Origin of the sequence: Mycobacterium neglectum (assembly GCF_002591975.1) — a bacterium.
Taxonomy (GTDB): Bacteria; Actinomycetota; Actinomycetes; order Mycobacteriales; family Mycobacteriaceae; genus Mycobacterium; species Mycobacterium neglectum.
Genome location: NZ_NVQE01000015.1, coordinates 95,996 through 115,029, shown reverse-complemented (window position 1 = coordinate 115,029; position 19,034 = coordinate 95,996). Strand labels below are relative to the sequence as shown.

The following is a 19,034-nucleotide window of genomic DNA, read 5'->3' as shown; positions in this document are numbered from 1 at the left end:
TCACGGCGCCGGCAGTTCGGCGGTACGCAACTCCTTGCGGGAGCTGATGCCGAGCTTGGCGAAGATCTTGCTCAGATGCCACTCCACCGTGCGGGCACTGATGAACAACTGGGCGGCGATCTCGGAATTGGTGTGACCATCCCTGGCGAGTTTGGTGATGGCGCTTTCCTGGGTCGTCAGCTCCGTGGCGGGATCGCCGGTTCGCTTGCGCACAGTCTCGCCCGTGGCTTCGAGCTCGCGACCCGCCCGCTGCGCGAACGCCTCTGCACCCATCTCGGTGAACATGTCGAACGCGTTTCGCAATTGGGCCCGGGCGTCGACCCTGCGGCCCTGTCGGCGCAGCCACTCTCCGTAGACGAGGTGCGACCGGGCCAGGTAAACGGCGGCCGGGCTCTTTTCCAGATGCGCGATTGCCTTGCGGTATTCGCTCTCGGCAACGGGGCCGTCGGTCGTCAGGGCTCGAGAGCGCGCCGCCAACCCGAGTGCGGTGTCCGTCTCGCTGGCATCTGCACGCTCCACGAGCGTTGCAAGCGCGTCCGTGGCAGCCGCCACATTGCCGCAGCGCGCCGCGGCCTCAACCGTCTCTGCCAACGCGTATCCGGTGATCGCGGGATCGTCGTGCTCAAGCCCGCGCTCACATGCACTCAGCGCCTCGGCATACTGTCCGAGCCCGTTGTGCAGAACGGCCAGCGCGAAAAGCCCAGCGGCGATGGAGAAGCCCTGTCCGTGCTCGACCGCGCCCCCCTCAATGGTCTCGTGCACCATTTCCCGACAGATCTTGTCCTCACCGCGATACGCAGCCAAGTGGGGCTCGATTCGTCGCCACCGTGGGCTTCCAATGGCGGTGGCGGTGGCTTCAGCCTCCGCGAGGTGGGCCGCAGCATCGCCAAGGCGCCCACCGAACACGTCGACCGCTGCGCATGCGCCGAGACCGACAGGCAATTGCGCCAACACTCCTGCCTCACGGAACAATTGGAGCTGACGTGCGGCGACCTTCTCGAAGGTGTCGTGATCGAAGAGGTCAAGACAGATTCGGCCGGCCATGTCGTACCACCGTGGCTCAATCGCGTTGGCCGCGTCTCCACACATGAACGCTTGCAACGCCAGCTTCAACAGCGGCGCCCCGGCGACGTACCCGTCGAGGATCCTTGCCACCAGGCCGTCCAACATCAGGTCCACCACCCGGGGATTGGCCGCGGGCGGGGCGCAGCGTGCGGCACTCGCCACGGTCAACGCGGTGGCGTCCGGCGGAGCCAGCCGACCCGCGAGGATCGCAGCCACCAGCGCCTCGAGATAGGTGTCCCTGGCCAGTTCGGTGTCGACGTCGTGCAGCCGCTTCGCGGTGTCCAGCAGCAGCGAAGTCATGTCGCCCCCGCGACCGGACGGACAGGCTGTCCTGGCGCGCAGCAGGTCGATTTTGGCGCTGAGAAGCGGATCGTCGCTTGGGTATTGGACGTCCATCAGCATCTTCGACGCAGCCTCCGGCGCACCGGAGTTCATCTTGGCCTCAGCGGCGAGCAGCGCGCGACGAGCCCGGCGCACCGGATCGGGTGTCAGTTCGACCGCGCATGCCAAAAACGCCGCCGCGGCCGCCGCACCGCTGCGCGCACAGGCCTGCTGTGCCGACTGTTCGAGCTGCTCCGCCAGGTTTTCGTCGGGTGCGTTGGCCGCATGCGCGAGATGCCACGCACGGTGCTCGTCGGCCGCCGGCCCGTCGACGACGTCGGCAAGCGCCTGATGGACGCGTCGGCGTTCGGACAGCGGCGCACCGCGGTATACCGCAGAGCGGATGAGTGGGTGCCGGAATCGAACCCTGTTACCGAGCGAAACGAAGTCCTCCGCACGGGCGGCTTCCACCGCGTCCTCGGAGATGCCGAGTCGGCGGGCCGTCGCGGCGAGCCATTTCCGATCCCCCGTCGGATCTGCCGCGGCGACCAGCAGCAGGGTTTTCGTCTCCGTTGGTAACTCGGTAAGACGTTGGCCGAAAGCGCGTTCGAGGCGGTTTGTCAGCTGATGCGCTTGCGCCAACCCGAAACCACCCGCGAGCTCAGCCGGCGAAAGAACTCGGTGTAACTCCGTCAATGCCAGTGGATTCCCACCGGCCTCGGCGATGATGTTCTCGCGCACCTGCTCGTCGAGCTGACCGGGGACCGTCTTCATCAGCAGCGTGCGGGCGTCATGGTCACCGAGCCCGGCCACCTCGAGTTCGGGCAGATCGGAGATGAGGCGGTCGTCTCGGCGTCTGCAGGCCGCGAAGAGCATCACGATGGGATCGGCGAGAACCCTTCGCGCCACGAAGGCCAACGCCTGCAGGGACGCCGCGTCAACCCACTGCGCGTCGTCGATGACGCAGACCGTCGGCCGCTCGCCGGAAGCCGCCGAGAGCAAGGTCAGCACACCGAGACCGACCATCAATCGATCGGGGTGGTCCCCGTCTTCGAGTCCCAGCGCCACGCGAAGGGCCCGCTGCTGGGGTGCAGGCAGCCGATCAAGGCGCCCGAGGAATGGCGCGCACAGCTGTTGCAACCCCGCGTACGAGACCTCCATCTCCGATTCGAATCCGGCAATGCGAATCGTGCGGAAACCCGACGCCCGGGCCAATGCGTATTCGAGCAGCGACGTCTTGCCAATCCCCGCCTCGCCGCGCAGCACGACCACGCCGCTTCGGCCTTCTCGCGCTCGCGTCAGCAGGTCAGCGAGGGCCTGCTGTTCACGCTGCCGCCCCAGCAGGCGGCGTGGGCCGTTGTCATTCATACCAACGCAATTTTGGGCTTATCCAGATCAACCTGGCAATGCGTTCGCATCGATCAGGCTGACGAAGTCGGTCCGTTTGAACGTCGGGTCGAAGTGTGCCAGCACGTCATCGTTCATGGTTCCGAAGGTGGTGTCGGGCCGATTTTTCATGCCGTCGTGGAAGGCCTGCAAGATGCCTGCCTTGAAATCGACACGAGGATGGGCGGCGATCACCTCCTGAATCTCGGCGGACGAAAGCGCATCCAGATTGAGGCCGAGGACATCTGTCTCAACACCCGCAGTGACCAAGGCGATCTCCGGCCCGAGCCGGTCGGGAATGCCGGGCGTGGTGTGCAGGGCGATTCCCAGCCAGACGTTTCTGGCGTCGTGTTCGGAGATTCCGTGGGCGCGCAGAAAGGCCTGGGCCGCGTCGGCGCCGTCGAGTTCGAAACGCTGGTCGGTGCTGCAGTACTTCTCCGTCAGCCCGAGGTCGTGAAACATCGCCCCGACATAGAAGAGTTCAGGATCCGGCACGAGGCCGCGGCGGCTGCCCTGCAGGCTCCCCCACAGGTAGACCCGTCGGGAATGGTTGAACAACAGATCGTCTGCGACGTCCCTGACCAACTCGGTGGCTTCGCGGACCAGTTCGGTGTCGGGAATGACTATCCCGGCGATCTCTTCTGACATGACTCAATGGTCCGCGGCCCGCCACCCCCGTCGCACCCGTAAAACCCCCCGGAAAATGGCCCGGGGGCACGGGCACGTAGCTGATTTACAGGTTCTTGAGCAGCACGTCGAGCTTCTGGTAGCCCTCGGTCATTCCGCCCTCCATACCCGAGGACAGCAGTGCGTCGCGTGCGTCGGTGTTGGGGCAGATCGACCGGCCCCGCAGCCGGGAGCGGCCATTGCCGAGGTCCTCGAACCACATGTACTCGATGTTCACCATGTCGGGCGCGCCCTCGAATTCGAAGGTCTGCAGGATGAACTCGTTGTCGCGCACGGTGTGAAACGTGCCGTTGAAACCGAACGTCCCTTCGTCGTTGGAGTGGGTGTAGCGGTACCCGCCATGGCTTTTGAAGTTCCACTCGCTGATCTCCATCTCGAGACCGTGCGGACCGAGCCACTGCTTCATCAACTCGGGCTCGGCATGGGCGCGGAACAGCGCCTCGACGGGTGCGTCGAACTCCCGGGTGAACTCCATGGCCAGGGTGTCGACGGGAGCGTTGAGGTCCAGTGCGTTCGTCATTTCTTCTTTCCTTTCTCCGGTGTGTCGGTCATGCCAGCCAGCAGGGAGTCCAGCCGGCGGTAACTGCGTTCGGCATCGAGCCGATATCGGTCGATCCATGCGGTCAGCCGCTCCAGCGCGGCGGCGTCGAGATGGACCGGCCGCCGCTGTGCATCGCGGGTCCGGGTGACGAGACCCGCCTGCTCGAGCACCTGAATGTGCTTGGACACCGCCTGTTTGGTGATGTCGAACGGTGCGGCCAGCTCGTTGACCGTGGCCGGCCCCCTGGACAGCCGCGCCACGATGGCGCGCCGAATCGGGTCCGCCAGCGCCAGGAAGGCACGGTCGAGTCGCACATCCGCATCTCCATCACGCTCCATTATCAACCTTATATTTGATCAACGCATTGGTTGATTATCAATGTAGGGCGATGCGACACGGCTGTCAAGACCAGTGCTCGCCGCTATCCGACGGTGGTGGCAGAAGTGCGCGCTAGGTGCTGATCAACTACCGCACCTCGACCATCATGGAATACGCGTTAGAGCGGCAATTGCTTGTATTTGCGCAGGCCGGAATGGCACAGCTCGACAGGCCAGCACTGACCGTCGCGGTGGTCACCAAGCTCCTTGAACGACGCACCGGGCGGGAGGCGGTCGGCAGCCAACGACGCGGTCGCGGGCGACAGCACCGTCTGACCGCCGCAGGCCATGTCGCGCAGCCACGCGGCTCCCTTCATGGCGACAGGTTCGCCGCCGTCGGCCGAACCTGTATCGGCACTGTGCAGGCCGATCCGCAATGCGAACGGATCCAACGATTCCAATTGCAGGTACAGTGCGCAAGCCACCGCGTCGGACGCGCATCTGAATGCGACGACGAAACTGTCAGACGACCCCGGCCCTGCCTGCACGACACCGTCGTTCAGTGCCACAAAGTGGGCCACTGTCGCACGCAGCCATGGCAGCGCGGGGAACATTTCCTCGGGCTCGGCCTCCCACAGCGGTGCGGGCCCCTCGACGCCCGCTATCAGAAACGTCACCATTCCAGTTGGTAGCTTCTCGGCAACACCCACATCTCCCCCGGCCAGATTCCGTCGTGCTGCTCAGCACGCCCGCATCTTGATTCACGCGACTATCACAGTAGCTGCTTGCCAGAGGAGCACAGTCACCGTCGAACTGAGATGTCGGCGTGAATTCGCCAACTAGCGCTTCTTGCGGATGATCGCGCGCAGCTTGTCCAGGCGCGTCGCGATTTCACGTTCGGCACCGTGGGTGGTCGGCTGGTAATAGTCGACGCCGACCAGCTCGTCGGGTGGATACTGCTGGGGCACAACACCATCGGGGTCGTCGTGGGCATACTTGTAACCGATGGCGTTGCCCAACTTCTCGGCGCCGGAGTAGTGACCGTCGCGCAGATGCGTGGGCACCTGACCGGCTTTGCCCGCACGGATGTCACCCATCGCTTTGCCCAGCGCCGTGGTGACCGCGTTGGACTTCGGCGCGGTTGCCAGGTGAACGGTGGCATGGGCCAGCGTCAGTTGGGCCTCTGGCATCCCGATCAGCTGCACCGTCTGCGCTGCGGCGACCGCGGTCGGCAGTGCCGTCGGATCGGCCATGCCGATGTCCTCACTGGCCAGGATCATCAGGCGTCTGGCGACGAAGCGCGGATCCTCCCCCGCGACCAGCATTCGCGACAGGTAATGCAGGGCGGCGTCGACGTCGGAGCCGCGGACCGACTTGATGAACGCACTGACAACGTCATAATGCTGATCGCCGTCGCGGTCGTAGCGGACAGCGGCCTTGTCCAGCGACTGCTCGATGACCTCGACCGTCACGTCCTCCCCCGACTCGGCGGCGACCTCCAAGGCCGTCAGCGCGCGGCGGGCGTCACCCGCCGACAGCTGGACGAGGAGTTCAACGGCGTCGTCGGTGACTTTGACCTTGCCGCCGAGGCCACGCGCATCATCGATCGCCCGGCGCACCACGTTGCGCACGGCATCGACGTCGAGCGGCTGCAGCTGCAGGATCAGCGAGCGCGACAGCAGCGGTGCGACAACGGAGAACGATGGGTTCTCGGTGGTGGCCGCGACCAGCAGCACGACGCGGTTCTCGACGGCGGACAGCAGCGCGTCCTGCTGTGTCTTGGAGAACCGGTGCACCTCGTCGATGAACAACACCGTCTGCTCGCCGTGCGCGGCGGCCCGTCGAGCCACGTCTATGACGGCACGGACCTCCTTGACGCCTGCTGATAGCGCCGAAAGCGCCTCGAACCGGCGGCCCGTCGCCTGCGAGATCAGCGACGCGAGCGTCGTCTTACCGGTACCCGGCGGACCGTAGAGGATGACCGACGCTGCTCCGGAACCCTCGACCATCCGGCGCATGGGCGAGCCCGGCTGCAGCAGGTGGTCCTGGCCGACGACCTCGTCGAGGGAGGCGGGCCGCATCCGCACCGCCAACGGCGTCGACGCGCCGACGTGAGCAACCCCCGACGAGCGCTCTTCGCCGGGGACGTCAAACAGACCGTCGGCCACGCTCTCTGCTTACCACGCGGCTATGACGCGACGGTGGAACCGTCATCCAACGGAGGTTGGGTCACGAAGTCGATCAATTCCTCGACGCGACCGATGAGCGCGGGCTCGAGGTCGTTCCAGTCCCGCACGCGGCCCCTGATGCGCTGCCACGCCCTCGCGATGTCGGCCTGCTGGGCGTGTGGCCAGCCCAACTTGCTGCACACGCCCTTTTTCCAGTCGGTGCCCTTGGGGATGACCGGCCACGCCTGGACACCGATCCGGCCCGGTTTGACCGCCTGCCAGATATCGATGAACGGATGGCCGACCACGAGCGTGTGCGCACCACCTGGCCCGCGGCGAACCGCATCTGCGATCCGGGCTTCCTTCGAGCCGGTGACGAGGTGGTCGACAAGCACCCCCAACCGTCGGCCGGGCGCTGGCCGAAACTCCTCGACGATCGCCGCGAGATCATCGACGCCACCGAGGTATTCGACGACGACGCCCTCGATGCGCAGGTCGTCACCCCACACCTGTTCGACGAGTTCGGCGTCGTGGCGGCCCTCGACGTAGATGCGGCTCGCGAGCGCAACCTTTGCGCGGGCGTCGCGCACGGCCACCGAGCCAGATGCGGTACGGGATGCTTTCGGGGCAGGCCGCTTCGGCGGCGTGAGGATCACCGGCCTGCCGTCGATGAGATAGCCGGGGCCGACCGGGAACGGCTTCCGGCGGCCCTTGCGGTCCTCGAGTTCCATCCGGCCGTACTCGACGCGCATCACCGCGCCGACGAAACCTGTTTCGGCGTCTTCGACGACCATGCCGATCTCCACCGGCAGCTCGGTCGAGCGGGGTCGTTGGCGGTGCGGATTGGTCGCGAGAACGTCGGAGCCATAGCGGTCAGCCACCGGGCGATCGTAGGGTCAACTCCGTGCTGCTGAACCGCGACACGGCCGAGGGAATCGCTAACGGCAACATCACACTTGTGCTGCGCGCCTGGGACGTGCCCAGGGCCAAGGCAGGCGGTACGCAACGCACGGTCGCGGGCACGATCCGCATCGACGACGTCGCGGAGTATCCCGGCAGCCACCGCGTCACCGCCGCCCAGGCGCGCGCCGCCGGTTATCCCGACACTGCGACCGCGCAGCGGGACCTGGACCGCCGCCCGGCCCGGCACACGTATGCGATCGCGGTGTCCTTCCTGGCGCCCGACGAACGACCCGACCTCGCCGCCGACGACCGGCTGTCGGCCGCCGACGTGGCCGCGATCGCGGCGCGCCTGGACCGCTGGGACGCGGCCACCGAGCCGTGGACGCGCCAGTACCTGCAGATGATCGGGGCCAGCGAGGCGGTGCGTGCACCCGATCTGGCCGACCGCGTCGGGATGGACGTACGCCGGTTCAAACGCCGCGTCCGCCAACTCAAGGGGCTGGGCCTGACGATCAGTCTCGACGTGGGCTACCGCCTATCGGGACGCGGCAGAGCCTTTCTGCGGCTGTCAGGGTAGAGATAGGACCGTGACGGAACTAGCCAAGTACGGACCGTGGGCGGTGGTGGCCGGCGGCTCTGAGGGTGTCGGCGCGGAATTCGCGCGGCAGTTGGCCACCGCGGGAATCAACCTCGTCCTGATCGCCCGAAAGCCGGTACCCCTTGGCGAGACCGCGGATTCATGCCGCAGCCTTGGCGTCGAAGTACGAACGCTCACTGTCGATTTGGTCTCCGCCGATGCCGTGGCTCAGATCGCCGACGCCACCTCGGACATCGAGGTCGGCCTGCTGATCTACAACGCGGGCGCCAACACCTGCAGCGAGCCCTTCCTCGACGGCGAGTTGGGTGACTTTGCACGGGTGATCGATCTGAACATCGGCACCATGCTCGCGCTGGTGCAGCTTTTCGGTAGGCCCATGCGAGAGCGCCGGCGTGGCGGCATCCTGATGGTCGGCTCGATGGCCGGCTACCTGGGCTCGATGCGGCACACCGTCTACGGGGGGGTGAAGGCCTTCGGGCGCGTCTTCGCCGAGAGTTTATGGCTCGAGCTGCGCGAATACGACGTCGACGTACTGGAACTGGTGCTCGGTGTCACCCGCACGCCTGCCATGGAGCGCGTCGGGCTGAACTTCGACGTGCCCGGCATGCGTGTCGCCGAACCGGCGGACGTGGCGCGTGAGGGTCTGGAGCGACTACCCCATGGCCCGGTCCACATCGCTGGCGGCAACGGCGACGACGTAGCGCGCCGCAATGATCCCGATCGCGCCAAGGTGGTGCTCGGCACGCACAAGTTCATGCAGAAACTGATGGGATCCCGCTAGCCGATAAGGAGTTCGGATGAACGACGAGCGGATTTTCGAGCTGCAGCGACGGCTCGAACGCATCGAGGAGGAGCGCGCGATCGAGCGGGTCATCGCGTCGTATGGTCCGCTGGTGGATGCCGGAGAGGCCGACGCCGCGGCGGAGCTGTGGGCCACCGACGGAAGCTACGACGTCGAGGGCTGGCCGATGCGTAGTCGCGAGGACGTCGCCGCCATGGTGCGTTCGGATGCCCACCAGGGTCTGATCAACCGCGGGTGCAGCCATTTCCTCGGCCCGGCGGTGGTGACCGTCGACGGCGTCGACGCGGTGGCAGTGTGCGAGTCGGTCCTGCTGGTCCACCGCGGCGACGGCTTCGTCGTCGCACGGGCGGGCGCGAATCACTTCCGGCTCAAACTCATCGACGATCGATGGCAGATCGTGGAGCGGACGACGCGGACCCTGGATGGGAAATCCGAGGCGCGCGACCTGTTGGCTACGGGGGTCGCCGGTTCATGAGCGGACAACTCGAGGGCAAGGTGGCCCTGGTCACCGGCGCGGGCGCGGGCATCGGCGAAGGCATCGTCCGGCGCTTCGCCGACGAGGGCGCAAAGGTGGTGGTCGCCGAGATCGACTCGGCCGCAGGCGAAGCTGTCGCGGAGTCGGTAGGCGGCACCTTTGTATCCACCGACGTGTCCGATCGGCCCCAGGTCGAAAATGCGGTGCAGACCGCTCTTTCGACGTACGGATCCGTCGACATCGTGGTCAACAACGCGTGGGGCGGTGGCGGGATCGGTCGGGTCGAGAAGAAGACCGACGAACAACTGTCACAGGGCATCGCCGTCGGCTACTACGGTCCGTACTGGGCGATGCGCGCGGCGTTCCCGCACATGAAGGAGAAGGGCTGGGGGCGGGTCATCAACATGTGCAGCCTCAACGGTGTCAATGCGCACATGGGTTCACTGGAGTACAACGCGGCCAAGGAGGCGCTGCGCGCACTCACCCGTACCGCGGCCCGGGAGTGGGCGCCGACCGGAGTCACGGTCAACGCGATCTGCCCGGCAGCCAAGAGCCAGGCCTTCTTTCGTGCGATCGGCGAGTACCCGGAACTGGAAGCGCTCGCAGATGCGGCGAACCCCATGGGCCGCATGGGCGATCCCTACGACGACATCGCACCCATCGCGGTATTCCTGGCCGGCGACGGCTCGCGTTATCTCACCGGCAATACGTTGTTCGCCGACGGCGGCGGGCATATCAACGGCGCGCCATGGGCGCCCGATCTCGACGCCGACTAAGAGGTGACCTCTTCGATGACGGTGTGGACGAACCGCATCTTCTCCAGCACGGCGGCGGGCAGCACGAACGGGTAAAGGTCTTCTTTGCCCATCGAGCGGTTGATCATGTTCAACGACCAGGACAGTGGAAGCCACATGTCGATGATCGTTTGGAATCCACTCGGCCCCAGCACTCCTCGCTCGAATGTCGCGGACGCGGGAGCGAAGCTGAACGCAGCTGCGGTGTCCAACGTGTCGCGGATGTGTAGGTAGTGGGCGAAGGTCTCGGCCCAGTCCTCGGCGGGATGCATGGTGGCATAGGACGAAACGAACTTCTTCTCCCAGTTCGGTGGTGCGCCCTCGTTGTAGTGACGGTCCAGCGCTGCCTGGTAGTCGGCGTCGGCGTCGCCGAACAGCTTGCGAAACTGCTCTTTGTAGTCCTGCGACGGATCGACCAGCCGGTAATAGTAGTAGTGGCCGATCTCGTGGCGGAAGTGGCCGAGCATCGTCCGATACGGCTCGTCCATCGCCACTCTGAGTTGCTCTCGGTGCACGTCGTCACCCTCGGCGAGGTCCAGTGTGATCACGCCGTTCTCATGACCGGTGAACACCTTCTCGAACTCACTGGACAATAGATCGAATGCGAGTCCGTAATCCGGATCTTCGTCGCGCCCGACGATCGGTAGCTTCATCTCGTGCAGTTCGACGATCAGCCGTCGTTTTGCCTTCTCCGCGACGGCGAACGCCACCATGGCCTTGGTGTCGGACTCGTTCGGTCGGGTCCGCGTCAGGGCGCACGACGCGCACAGGCGTCGGGTCGGCGCCTTTTCAACCAGCCAGTTGCACTTGGCGATATATAGATTCGCGCACAACTGATACTCGCTCGAGTCGACGGCGCCGGCGTGTTCGCTCTCTTCGCCGGGTGCGATGACCAGGAGCGCCATATCCTCCAATGAGAAACCCAACGAACTCTTGCAGGACAGGCAGAGCGAGTTCTCAAACGACAGTCGCTGGCCACAGTTGGGACAGGTGAAGTCACGCATGCAAGACGCCACCCTCGAAGGGCGCCACGTCCACCGCGACGTCGATGACACTTTTCTCGGAGTCGGTGTAGATGATGCCGCGCAGCGGCGGCACGTCGGCGTAATCGCGACCGAAGCCGACGGTGATGTAACGCTCGTCGACCATCTGGTCATTCGTGGGATCGAAACCGAGCCATTGGTTCTGCGGCGTCCACACCGACGCCCATGCGTGAGTGGCGTCGATTCCCACCATGCGTTCCTTTCCCGGCGGCGGGTCGGTCGCCAGGTATCCGGATACATAGCTGGCGGCCAACCCATTGGCACGCAGGCAGGCGATGGCCAGCCGCGCGAAGTCTTGACATACCCCCTCCCGGGCTGTCAAAACCTCGCCTACCTGAGTCGACACCGTCGTCGAGCCGGACCGGTAGGTGAAGTCGGTGTAGATCCGCGACGTCAGGTCGCGCACCACCTCGATGAGTGGGCGTTCAGGCACGAAACTCGGTGCGGCATAGTCACGCAGCTCGTCGGTGATCTCGTGCGTCCGCAGATCGAGGGTGAACTCGGTGGCCAGGGCGCCGTCCGGGCCGACCGGCCGGGAAATCTCCCACGGCGCGCGGGCCGATCCGCCGTCGTAGAGGTCGGCCGGCGTCGGATCCACCTCAACCACCGAACTGCTCGTGATCGACAGGGTCTGGTGCCGCTCGGTGACATGGAAGTAGGAGCTGATGTTGCCGTAGGCGTCGCGGCTGGTGGAGCTATCCGCCGCCTCCGGGTTGATCGCCAACTCGTGCGAAAGACAACGTTGCCGCGCAGAGTCGCGCGGTGTGAGAAAGCCGCGCCCGTAGCTGCTGGTGACGACGTCGGAGTACCGGTACACCGTGCGGTGCGAAACCTGGTAGCTCCGGCTCGATCTCGACGCGGTAGGCCCGTCGGGGAACGCTGTCACGGCATCACCCGGCGTTCGTCGGGCCCCCACAGCGGCTGCATGCCGCCGGGCAGCGACAGGTGCGTCGCGGTGATGACGCGCGACAGGTCCCGCAGATCGGCGTGCATATCGCTGAGCAAGGAGGTGAGGTCTGCCCGGCGGCCGTCGGCCGTCACCTCTTCGAGGTCGGCGGGCTCGATGCGGCGCAATCGGGTGAGAATTTCCTCGACCAGCCGCTCGGGCCGCGAAGAGCCCGACGATCCCGGTAGCGACTTGAGTCCGATACGCAGCCGCTCGAGCTGGTAGGCCAGCGACCGCGGATTCTCCGCGTCGAACAACACCAGGTCGGCCATCGCGGCGACATCAACGATGCCCGGATTACGCCGCCGATAGATGACCGAGGACTCACAGGCCACCAGTGTGGATTCCGTGATGGTCTGCTCAGCCCCTGGGCTTCGGGCGGTGGCGAGTGTGGCACGCAACAATGCCGTCAATCCCAACCCTCGTTCGATGCGTTTACCGACGTCCATCATCGTCCAGCCGACGTCGTGCACCATAGACTCGGCGGCGACCCCCGACAAGGCCAGCATGCCCGCCAGTGTGAGGCTGCTCGTCGAGGAGAGGAAGGCCTCGCCCTCGGCTTTCGAATCTGGCGGTGAGTCGGGAGCATGCAGCAGCGCGCGCTCGACCGAAGCCAGAACCATCCAGGTGTCGTTGGACATCTGGTCGCGCACTGCACGTGCGGCAAGGCCGAGACGTTCGACGGATTGCGCGAGCGAGCCCGAACGGTGCCGGTCGGCGGTCAGCGACCACAGCGTCGACGGTGCCGTCGCCACCATCTCGGCGTAGTCGCCGTCGCCGGTACTGGTTCCGGTGATCGAGCCGAGGGCGGTCAGCAGCACCGGGACGCACTCGCTGCCTGGCAGCTCCCGGCGGTATCGGAACTCGTGGTAGCGCTCACGGGTCACGGTGAGCAACCGGGCCATGTTCTCTGCACGCTCGGCGTAGCGGCCCATCCAGAACAGATCGGACAGCACACGCGGCGAGCTGACCGCTCCAGTGGGGCTCGGCGTGATGGCGGGCAGGTCTACGGCCGGCCCGGTGGGGGTGCGTTCGGCTGTCACCCGCGACGGCGTACGCACCCAGATGTCTTTGCCTGCAACGGTGTTCAACGTGAATCCGGCGTTCCCTGGTGCAACCAGGTATCCCAGCCCGCCGATCATCGGCGCGTATCCGCTTCGCTGCGACACCGTGAACAACCGCATGCCCACACTGGCGGCCGACAGTCCGCCCGGGTAGTAGTCGGTCGGCGCCGAGGAGAATTGTGGCAGTTCCTGGCCGACCCATTGCCATGGCGTCGCTTCGATGCGCACCCCGAGCGCCTTGCGCTGTGCGGAGGTGAGGGCCGGCCCGACGATGGTGTCCCCGCCCGTGACCGGACGAAGCAGCAGCGACGATAGGTTGCTCAACAGGTGCGAACGTTCGGTGTTGATGCCGCCCCAGTACAGCGGCGCTGTGCGCAGCAGCGGTGTCTCCCCTAGTAGCCGCTCGGCAAGCTCAGGTAGAAACCGAAGCAGCCCAGGACTTTCCAGGATGCCGCTACCCAACGTATTGACGACGGTGACCGCGCCGCGTCGCAGCACCTCGACGAGTCCGACGACGCCCAGTCGCGAATCCGGGCGCAGGTCGAGTGGGTCCGCGTACTCGGCGTCCACTCTGCGCAACACCACATCGACGCGCTTGAGCGTTCCCATCGATCGCATCCACAGCTTGCCGTCGCGCACCACCAGGTCCGCGCTCTCCACCAACGGAAAGCCCAGCACACTGGCCACGTAGGCCTGGTCGAACGCTGTCTCGGAATGAATTCCGGGGCTGAGCACCACGACCACCGGTTCTTCCGCCGATTCAGGCGCGGCGTCGATCAGCGCGAGTCGCAGCGCCTGCGCCCATGGCGAGGCCGGACGCGGCCCGATGCGCTCGTACAAGTCGGGTATGGCGTGTGCCACCACCCGGCGATCGGCCAGCGCGTAGCCCGCGCCAGACGGTGCCTGCGTCCAGTCGGCGTTGACCACGAAGCTGCCGTCCCGCGCGCGACTCACGTCGCAGCCGTGCATGAACAGCTGGTGCCGCCCCGGCACCACGATGCCCCGCGCCGCTCGGATGTAGCCGGGGTGGGCGAACAGCAACTGCGGCGGCAGCACACCACTGGTCACCGATACGCGCGGGCCGTAGAGATCGGTCAGCACGGCGTCGAGCAGCCGCGAGCGCTGCAGCACACCGGCTTCCAGGATGTCCCAGTCGGGCGAGCTGATCACCAATGGCAACGCGTCGAGGTGCCACCGCCCTGGCTCCGACGAGCCGTGCCCATTGGTGACGGCGTCGCCGTTGCGATCGACTTGGACGTAGGTGATGCCGTCGTTGTCGACGAGGCTGCGCACCGTTGACCGAAGCTGGTTCAGACCGCCGCGTCCCCGTTCGCCGATCGCCTCGGCGAGCTCCAGCCAGGCCGGGCGGATACTGCCGGCCGGATCGACGAATTCGTCGTACCCGCTGACCGTGCCGCCGCGTACATCGAACAGCGCGTGCTGCGCTCGCGCGCTGCGATACCTGGATAGCAGATTGTCGATGTCGTGTGGACTAGCCGCGGGTAGGACCATCAGTGCAGAACGGTACGCACTCGGCGCAGATCCAAGATCCCCGGCGCGCCCACGTCGGTCGATTGGCGCGCCTGCTTCTCGCGGATGTCTGACATGTCGACCTTGCCCGGTGTGAAACCGGTGGTCTCGAAGCGGCGGCCGCGCCGCGACTCGGCCTCAACGGCGTTGACGGGCGGCCTTTCGTAGGAACGGCCACCCGGGTGTGACACGTGGTAGGTGCAGCCGCCGCGTGACGTGCCGGTGGCAATGTCGAGCAATTCGAACCGCAACGGTCCGTCGACGGTGATGCTCGGGTGCAGCGCGCTCGGCGGCTGCCACGCCCGGAACCTCACGCCGCCCACCTGAACATCGGGGTTGTCGGTGGCAAGCAGCGGCACCGGATGGCCGTTGGCGGTAACCACGTAGCGCTGGCGGTCAGCGCCGATGAGACGTACCTGGATGCGCTCGACGGACGAGTCGACGTAGCGCGCCATCCCGCCCGCGGTGGCCTCCTCCCCCAGCACATTCCACGGCTCGATCGCTCCGCGAAGCTCGATCTCCACGCCATCGAAGACTGCCGTTCCGATGCGGGGGAACCGGAACTCGGTGAACGGATCGAGCCAGCTGGTATCGAAGTTGACGCCGTGCGCCCGCAGATCAGCGGCCACGTCCGCGATGTCGTGAATCAGGAAGTGCGGCAACAGATACCGTCCGTGCAGATTGGCGCCGTGGCGGATGAGTGGTGCCCGCAGCGGTTCATCCCAGAACCATGCGACCAGCGCTCGCACCAACAATGACTGCACCATTGCCATCTGGTAGTGCGGCGGCATCTCGAACCCGCGCAGTTCGAGCAGACCCAGTCGGCCGCGCGGCCCGTCGGGGCTGTAGAGCTTGTCGATGCAGAACTCGGCCCGGTGGGTGTTGCCGGTGATGTCGGTCAGCAGGTGGCGCAAAGCCCGGTCGATGATCCACGGAGCGGAGCTTGCGGAGCGACCATGTGCCGGCGGAGCTTCTCCCGCCGACAGCCGCGCGATCTCGGCGAACGCGATCTCGAGTTCGTACAGTGCGTCGGCGCGGCCTTCGTCCACCCGGGGCGCCTGCGACGTCGTTCCGATGAACCGGCCCGAGAACAGGTAGGAAAGCGACGGGTGACGCTGCCAATACGTCAGCATCGACACCAGCAGGTCGGGACGGCGCAACAGGGGCGAATCCGCGGGCGTGATGCCGCCCAGGGTGATGTGGTTGCCGCCGCCGGTGCCCCCGTGGGAGCCGTCGACGTCGAATGACTCGGTCGACAGCCTGGCCAATCGAGCCTCACCGTAGAGCGTTTCCAGCTGCTGTTTCTGCTCGGCGAAACTGGCCGTGGGCGCCACGTTGACCTCGATGACCCCGGGGTCAGGGGTGACCGTCGTCGACGTGATACGCGGATCTGGCGGGGGGCCGTACCCCTCGAGGACGACCGGGCAGTCGGTTTTGGCCGCGGCGGCCTCGACCCGGCGGATCAGGTCGACGAAGTGCTCGGCCTCGTCCGTGGGCGGCAGATAGATGTAGAGAATTCCGTCACGAACCTCGGCAACGACCGCGGTGGTCGGCATGGCGTCGGCGTCCACGACTTCCGCGTCGTCGGTTTCGGATTCGACGGGCAGTTCGTCGCGGTGCGCCAGAGGATCTGCGGCGTGCGTCGGTTCCGGCGGATGCCAGCTGATCGACTTGAGCGGCAACCGGAGCCCGGCCGGCGAGTCGCCGTCGAGCAGCACGATTCGCCCGCGCCGCAGCCGCCAGTCGGCGCTGGCCCATCCGGAGCCGTCGTCGGCTCGATGCAGCGGCAGGACGTAGGCGGCCGGTTCGGCGACGGTTTCCTCCACCCGCGCGATCAGGGCGGCGCGGGCATCGGCGGTGTCGGCTTCCAAATCGTCTGCGGCGGCGACAGGTTCGCCCTCGGGCAGGCGCACCGCGGCGCCGAGTCGGCTCAACGCATCCTCGTACGCGGACCGCACCTGGGAGGCGGGCAGGCCGAGCCCGTCGGCGAGTGCACCGAGCACACGCAGCCCGGCATCGGGCGCCACCTCGATCGTCGGGGGCGTTGACTGCCACGGGTCGACAAGCAGCGCTTCGTCGCGCCACAACGGCTCACCATCGGTGCGCCAGTAGAGTCCAATCTGCCAGCGCGGCAACGGTTCTCCCGGATACCACTTGCCCTGATTTCGATGGACAAGGCCCTGCGGCGCCCACACCTTCTTCAGTCGCGCGGCAAGATCGGACGCCAGTCGGCGTTTGTGCGGCCCGTCGGCGTCGGTGGTCCACTCGGGGTCGACCTGGTTGTCGATCGAGACGAACGTCGGCTCGCCGCCCATCGTCAGGCGTACGTCACCCGCGGCCAGCCGCTCGTCGACGCGGCCGCCGAGCTCGCAGATGGCGCCCCAGGCGGCCTCGGTGTACGGGAGAGTGACCCGCGGGTCCTCGTGGATGCGCGTGACGATGTTGGCGAAGTCCAGCGTCGTCTCACACGGCCCGGTGGCTCCCGTGATGGGGGCCGCGGACTCCGGGTGTGGCGTGGCCGACAGCGGGATGTGGCCCTCGCCGGCGAACAGCCCCGATGTCGCGTCCAGCCCGATCCAGCCGGCGCCGGGGATGTAGACCTCGGCCCATGCGTGTAGGTCAGTGAAGTCGGCGGCCGGGCCCGACGGTCCGTCGAGCGCCTGGACATCCGAGGTGAGCTGCACCAGATAGCCGGACACGAAGCGGGCGGCGAGTCCGAGCTGACGCAGGATCGACACCAGCAGCCAGGACGAGTCCCGGCATGAGCCGATGCCCGTGCGCAGCGTGTGGTCCGGCGTCTGGACACCGGGTTCCATCCGCAGGCTGTAGCCCACATCGGCATTGATCGCACGGTTGAGCGCGACGAGGAAGTCGATGGTGCGGGTCCCCGGCGCGACGGAGAAGTTGCTCACCCACGCCTGGACGAGGTCGCCGGGCCCGGACCCCTCGTCGGCCTCGTCGACGGGCCGCAGGTAGGGCTTGAGGTCCTCGGCGAGAGCCTTGGGATAGGTGAAGCCGACGCGCTCGGCGTACTCCTCGATGAAGAAGTCGAACGGGTTGATCACCTTGAGGTCGGCGATCAGGCCGACGGTGATCGTCAGGCTGCGGGCACGTTCCGGAAAGACGAGCCGGGCAAGAAAGTTACCGAACGCGTCCTGCTGCCAGTTGATGAAGTGATCGGCAGGCTCGACAGTCAGCGAATACGCCTCGATCGGGGTGCGTGAGTGCGGCGCGGGGCGTAGTCGAACGACATGGGGATGCACCTCCACCAGCCGATCGAACGTGTAGCTGGTGCGATGCTCCAGCGCCACCTTGATGCCCATCGCAAGATCCCATCACAAGCTAGGAGGGTGCGCAGTGCGGCACTCAGGTCTGGGCCACGCGCGGTATGAGTGTGCCCTTCGGCCGCACCCCGAGCACGAGCACCCCGGCGATGACGATGCCTACCAGGTTCTCCCCGGGCGCTATCACCCGTAAATGCAGCACTGGAGAACCCTAACCGCGCACAATCGTCTCCCGTGGCCACCTGGAAGGACGTCGGACGAATCGTCGGCCAGTTGCCGGAGACCGCCGAAACCTCGCCGCGGAACTGGCGGGTGCGCAAGAAGCTGATGGTGTGGGAGCGGCCGCTGCGCAAGGCCGACTACGTGGCGCTCGGCGACGACGCTCCGGACGGCGACATTCTCGGAGCGCGCGTTGCGGATGAAGGGGTGAAATTCGCGCTCGTCGCCGACGACCCCGACGTGTACTTCACCACGCCGCACTTCGACGGCTACCCGATGGTGCTGGTCCGGCTTGCGACGATCGGAGTGCCCGAACTCACCGAACTCGTCACCGACGCGTGGCTCGCGCAGGCGCCCAAATCGCTGGCGAAGAAGTACCTCGCCGAGGAGCGTTAGCTTCGGACAGCCCTGACGATCAGCTCGTCGGGCGGCACGTGATGCCCCTTCTCGCAACGGATTTCGACGGTGGCCTCAGCGCCGCAATCCGCGTGCGCCAGGCGCAACCGTGAGCGGTTGGGCAGGTGGCGGCGCCCCCACTCGAACATCGCCCACACCACCGGCATGAACTCGGTGCCCGCCTCGGTCAGCACGTACTCGTCTCGGCTGCGCTGCCCCGGCTCCTGATACGGCCGCCGCTCGAGCAGGCCGGCCTCGACCAGTTCCGACAGACGTGCGGCGGCAGCGGCCTTGGTAACACCGACACGACGCCAGAAGTCGTCGAACCGGGTCGTGCCGTAGTAGGCCTCGCGCATGATCAGCATCGCCGTCTTGGTCCCCAAGAGCGCCATCGTCTTCTCGACCGGGCATTCGCCGATCGCCGACCAGGTCTCGCGGTCGGCCAACCGGCCCTCCAGCATCGTCATGGAATTCCCCCTCCCTCTGAGTTGTTCT

Annotated in this window: 17 protein-coding genes; 5 read left to right on the top strand and 12 right to left on the bottom strand. The window is 66.5% G+C overall.

Features of this window, described 5'->3' with window-relative positions; translation table 11 throughout:
* The 7 genes from CSQ99_RS14265 to CSQ99_RS14235 form a co-directional block, all read right to left on the bottom strand.
* Nucleotides 1-2,754: an ATP-binding protein gene (locus CSQ99_RS14265; RefSeq protein WP_099039682.1), complete on the bottom strand. Its 2,754-nt coding sequence runs from the start codon at nt 2,752-2,754 to the stop codon at nt 1-3.
* 27 nt (nt 2,755-2,781) lie between these two features.
* Nucleotides 2,782-3,420 (bottom strand): HD domain-containing protein, encoded by a 639-nt coding sequence (locus CSQ99_RS14260; protein ID WP_099039681.1) that lies wholly within the window; start codon nt 3,418-3,420, stop codon nt 2,782-2,784.
* Nucleotides 3,421-3,505: 85 nt separating this feature from the next.
* Entirely contained in the window at nt 3,506-3,979 is a 474-nt protein-coding gene (locus CSQ99_RS14255) for an SRPBCC family protein (protein ID WP_099039680.1), read from the bottom strand.
* Nucleotides 3,976-4,338, bottom strand: a complete 363-nt coding sequence (locus tag CSQ99_RS14250; RefSeq protein ID WP_099039679.1) for an ArsR/SmtB family transcription factor — start codon at nt 4,336-4,338, stop codon at nt 3,976-3,978. Before CSQ99_RS14250 ends, CSQ99_RS14255 begins: the two co-directional genes overlap by 4 nt.
* Before the next feature lie 158 nt (nt 4,339-4,496).
* Nucleotides 4,497-4,994: a nucleotidyl cyclase domain-containing protein gene (locus tag CSQ99_RS14245; protein WP_141562669.1), complete on the bottom strand. Its 498-nt coding sequence runs from the start codon at nt 4,992-4,994 to the stop codon at nt 4,497-4,499.
* A gap of 162 nt (nt 4,995-5,156) precedes the next feature.
* On the bottom strand, nt 5,157-6,485 hold the full coding sequence (locus tag CSQ99_RS14240; RefSeq protein ID WP_099039677.1) for a replication-associated recombination protein A: 1,329 nt from the start codon (nt 6,483-6,485) through the stop codon (nt 5,157-5,159).
* A gap of 20 nt (nt 6,486-6,505) precedes the next feature.
* Nucleotides 6,506-7,366, bottom strand: coding sequence for a DUF3097 domain-containing protein (locus CSQ99_RS14235; protein ID WP_099039676.1), 861 nt, complete (start codon nt 7,364-7,366; stop codon nt 6,506-6,508).
* 23 nt (nt 7,367-7,389) lie between these two features.
* On the opposite strand from CSQ99_RS14235, the gene CSQ99_RS14230 reads away from it, so the two are divergent.
* The 4 genes from CSQ99_RS14230 to CSQ99_RS14215 are packed head-to-tail and all read left to right on the top strand — an operon-like array spanning nt 7,390 to nt 10,039.
* The gene (locus tag CSQ99_RS14230; RefSeq protein ID WP_099039675.1) at nt 7,390-7,965 is read left to right on the top strand and encodes a hypothetical protein; all 576 of its coding nucleotides are present in this window, start codon (nt 7,390-7,392) and stop codon (nt 7,963-7,965) included.
* Nucleotides 7,966-7,975: 10 nt separating this feature from the next.
* Nucleotides 7,976-8,767: an SDR family NAD(P)-dependent oxidoreductase gene (locus tag CSQ99_RS14225; RefSeq protein ID WP_099039674.1), complete on the top strand. Its 792-nt coding sequence runs from the start codon at nt 7,976-7,978 to the stop codon at nt 8,765-8,767.
* A 16-nt stretch (nt 8,768-8,783) separates the two neighbouring features.
* Nucleotides 8,784-9,263 carry a nuclear transport factor 2 family protein gene (locus tag CSQ99_RS14220; protein ID WP_099039673.1) on the top strand — a complete coding sequence of 160 codons (480 nt, stop codon included), beginning with the start codon at nt 8,784-8,786 and terminating at the stop codon, nt 9,261-9,263.
* Nucleotides 9,260-10,039 carry an SDR family NAD(P)-dependent oxidoreductase gene (locus CSQ99_RS14215; RefSeq protein WP_099039672.1) on the top strand — a complete coding sequence of 260 codons (780 nt, stop codon included), beginning with the start codon at nt 9,260-9,262 and terminating at the stop codon, nt 10,037-10,039. Before CSQ99_RS14220 ends, CSQ99_RS14215 begins: the two co-directional genes overlap by 4 nt.
* On the opposite strand, the gene CSQ99_RS14210 is transcribed toward CSQ99_RS14215, so the two are convergent.
* Genes CSQ99_RS14210 through CSQ99_RS14195 form a run of 4 tightly spaced genes read right to left on the bottom strand, consistent with a single transcriptional unit; the run spans nt 10,036 to nt 17,963 of the window.
* Nucleotides 10,036-11,061 carry a zinc-binding metallopeptidase family protein gene (locus CSQ99_RS14210; RefSeq protein ID WP_099039671.1) on the bottom strand — a complete coding sequence of 342 codons (1,026 nt, stop codon included), beginning with the start codon at nt 11,059-11,061 and terminating at the stop codon, nt 10,036-10,038. The genes CSQ99_RS14215 and CSQ99_RS14210 overlap by 4 nt on opposite strands.
* Nucleotides 11,054-11,986, bottom strand: coding sequence for a transglutaminase family protein (locus CSQ99_RS14205; protein ID WP_099039712.1), 933 nt, complete (start codon nt 11,984-11,986; stop codon nt 11,054-11,056). Before CSQ99_RS14205 ends, CSQ99_RS14210 begins: the two co-directional genes overlap by 8 nt.
* Complete coding sequence (locus tag CSQ99_RS14200) at nt 11,983-14,622, bottom strand: circularly permuted type 2 ATP-grasp protein (RefSeq protein ID WP_099039670.1); 2,640 nt, start codon at nt 14,620-14,622, stop codon at nt 11,983-11,985. The genes CSQ99_RS14205 and CSQ99_RS14200 overlap by 4 nt, the downstream gene beginning before the upstream one ends.
* Nucleotides 14,622-17,963: a transglutaminase family protein gene (locus CSQ99_RS14195; RefSeq protein ID WP_099039669.1), complete on the bottom strand. Its 3,342-nt coding sequence runs from the start codon at nt 17,961-17,963 to the stop codon at nt 14,622-14,624. The genes CSQ99_RS14200 and CSQ99_RS14195 overlap by 1 nt, the downstream gene beginning before the upstream one ends.
* Before the next feature lie 195 nt (nt 17,964-18,158).
* Between CSQ99_RS14195 and CSQ99_RS14190 the strand changes: the two genes are divergently transcribed.
* On the top strand, nt 18,159-18,539 hold the full coding sequence (locus tag CSQ99_RS14190; RefSeq protein WP_099039668.1) for an MmcQ/YjbR family DNA-binding protein: 381 nt from the start codon (nt 18,159-18,161) through the stop codon (nt 18,537-18,539).
* Here the strand turns inward: CSQ99_RS14190 and CSQ99_RS14185 are convergent.
* Nucleotides 18,536-19,006 carry a winged helix-turn-helix transcriptional regulator gene (locus CSQ99_RS14185; protein ID WP_099039667.1) on the bottom strand — a complete coding sequence of 157 codons (471 nt, stop codon included), beginning with the start codon at nt 19,004-19,006 and terminating at the stop codon, nt 18,536-18,538. The genes CSQ99_RS14190 and CSQ99_RS14185 overlap by 4 nt on opposite strands.
* Between the last annotated feature and the right edge of the window lie 28 nt (nt 19,007-19,034).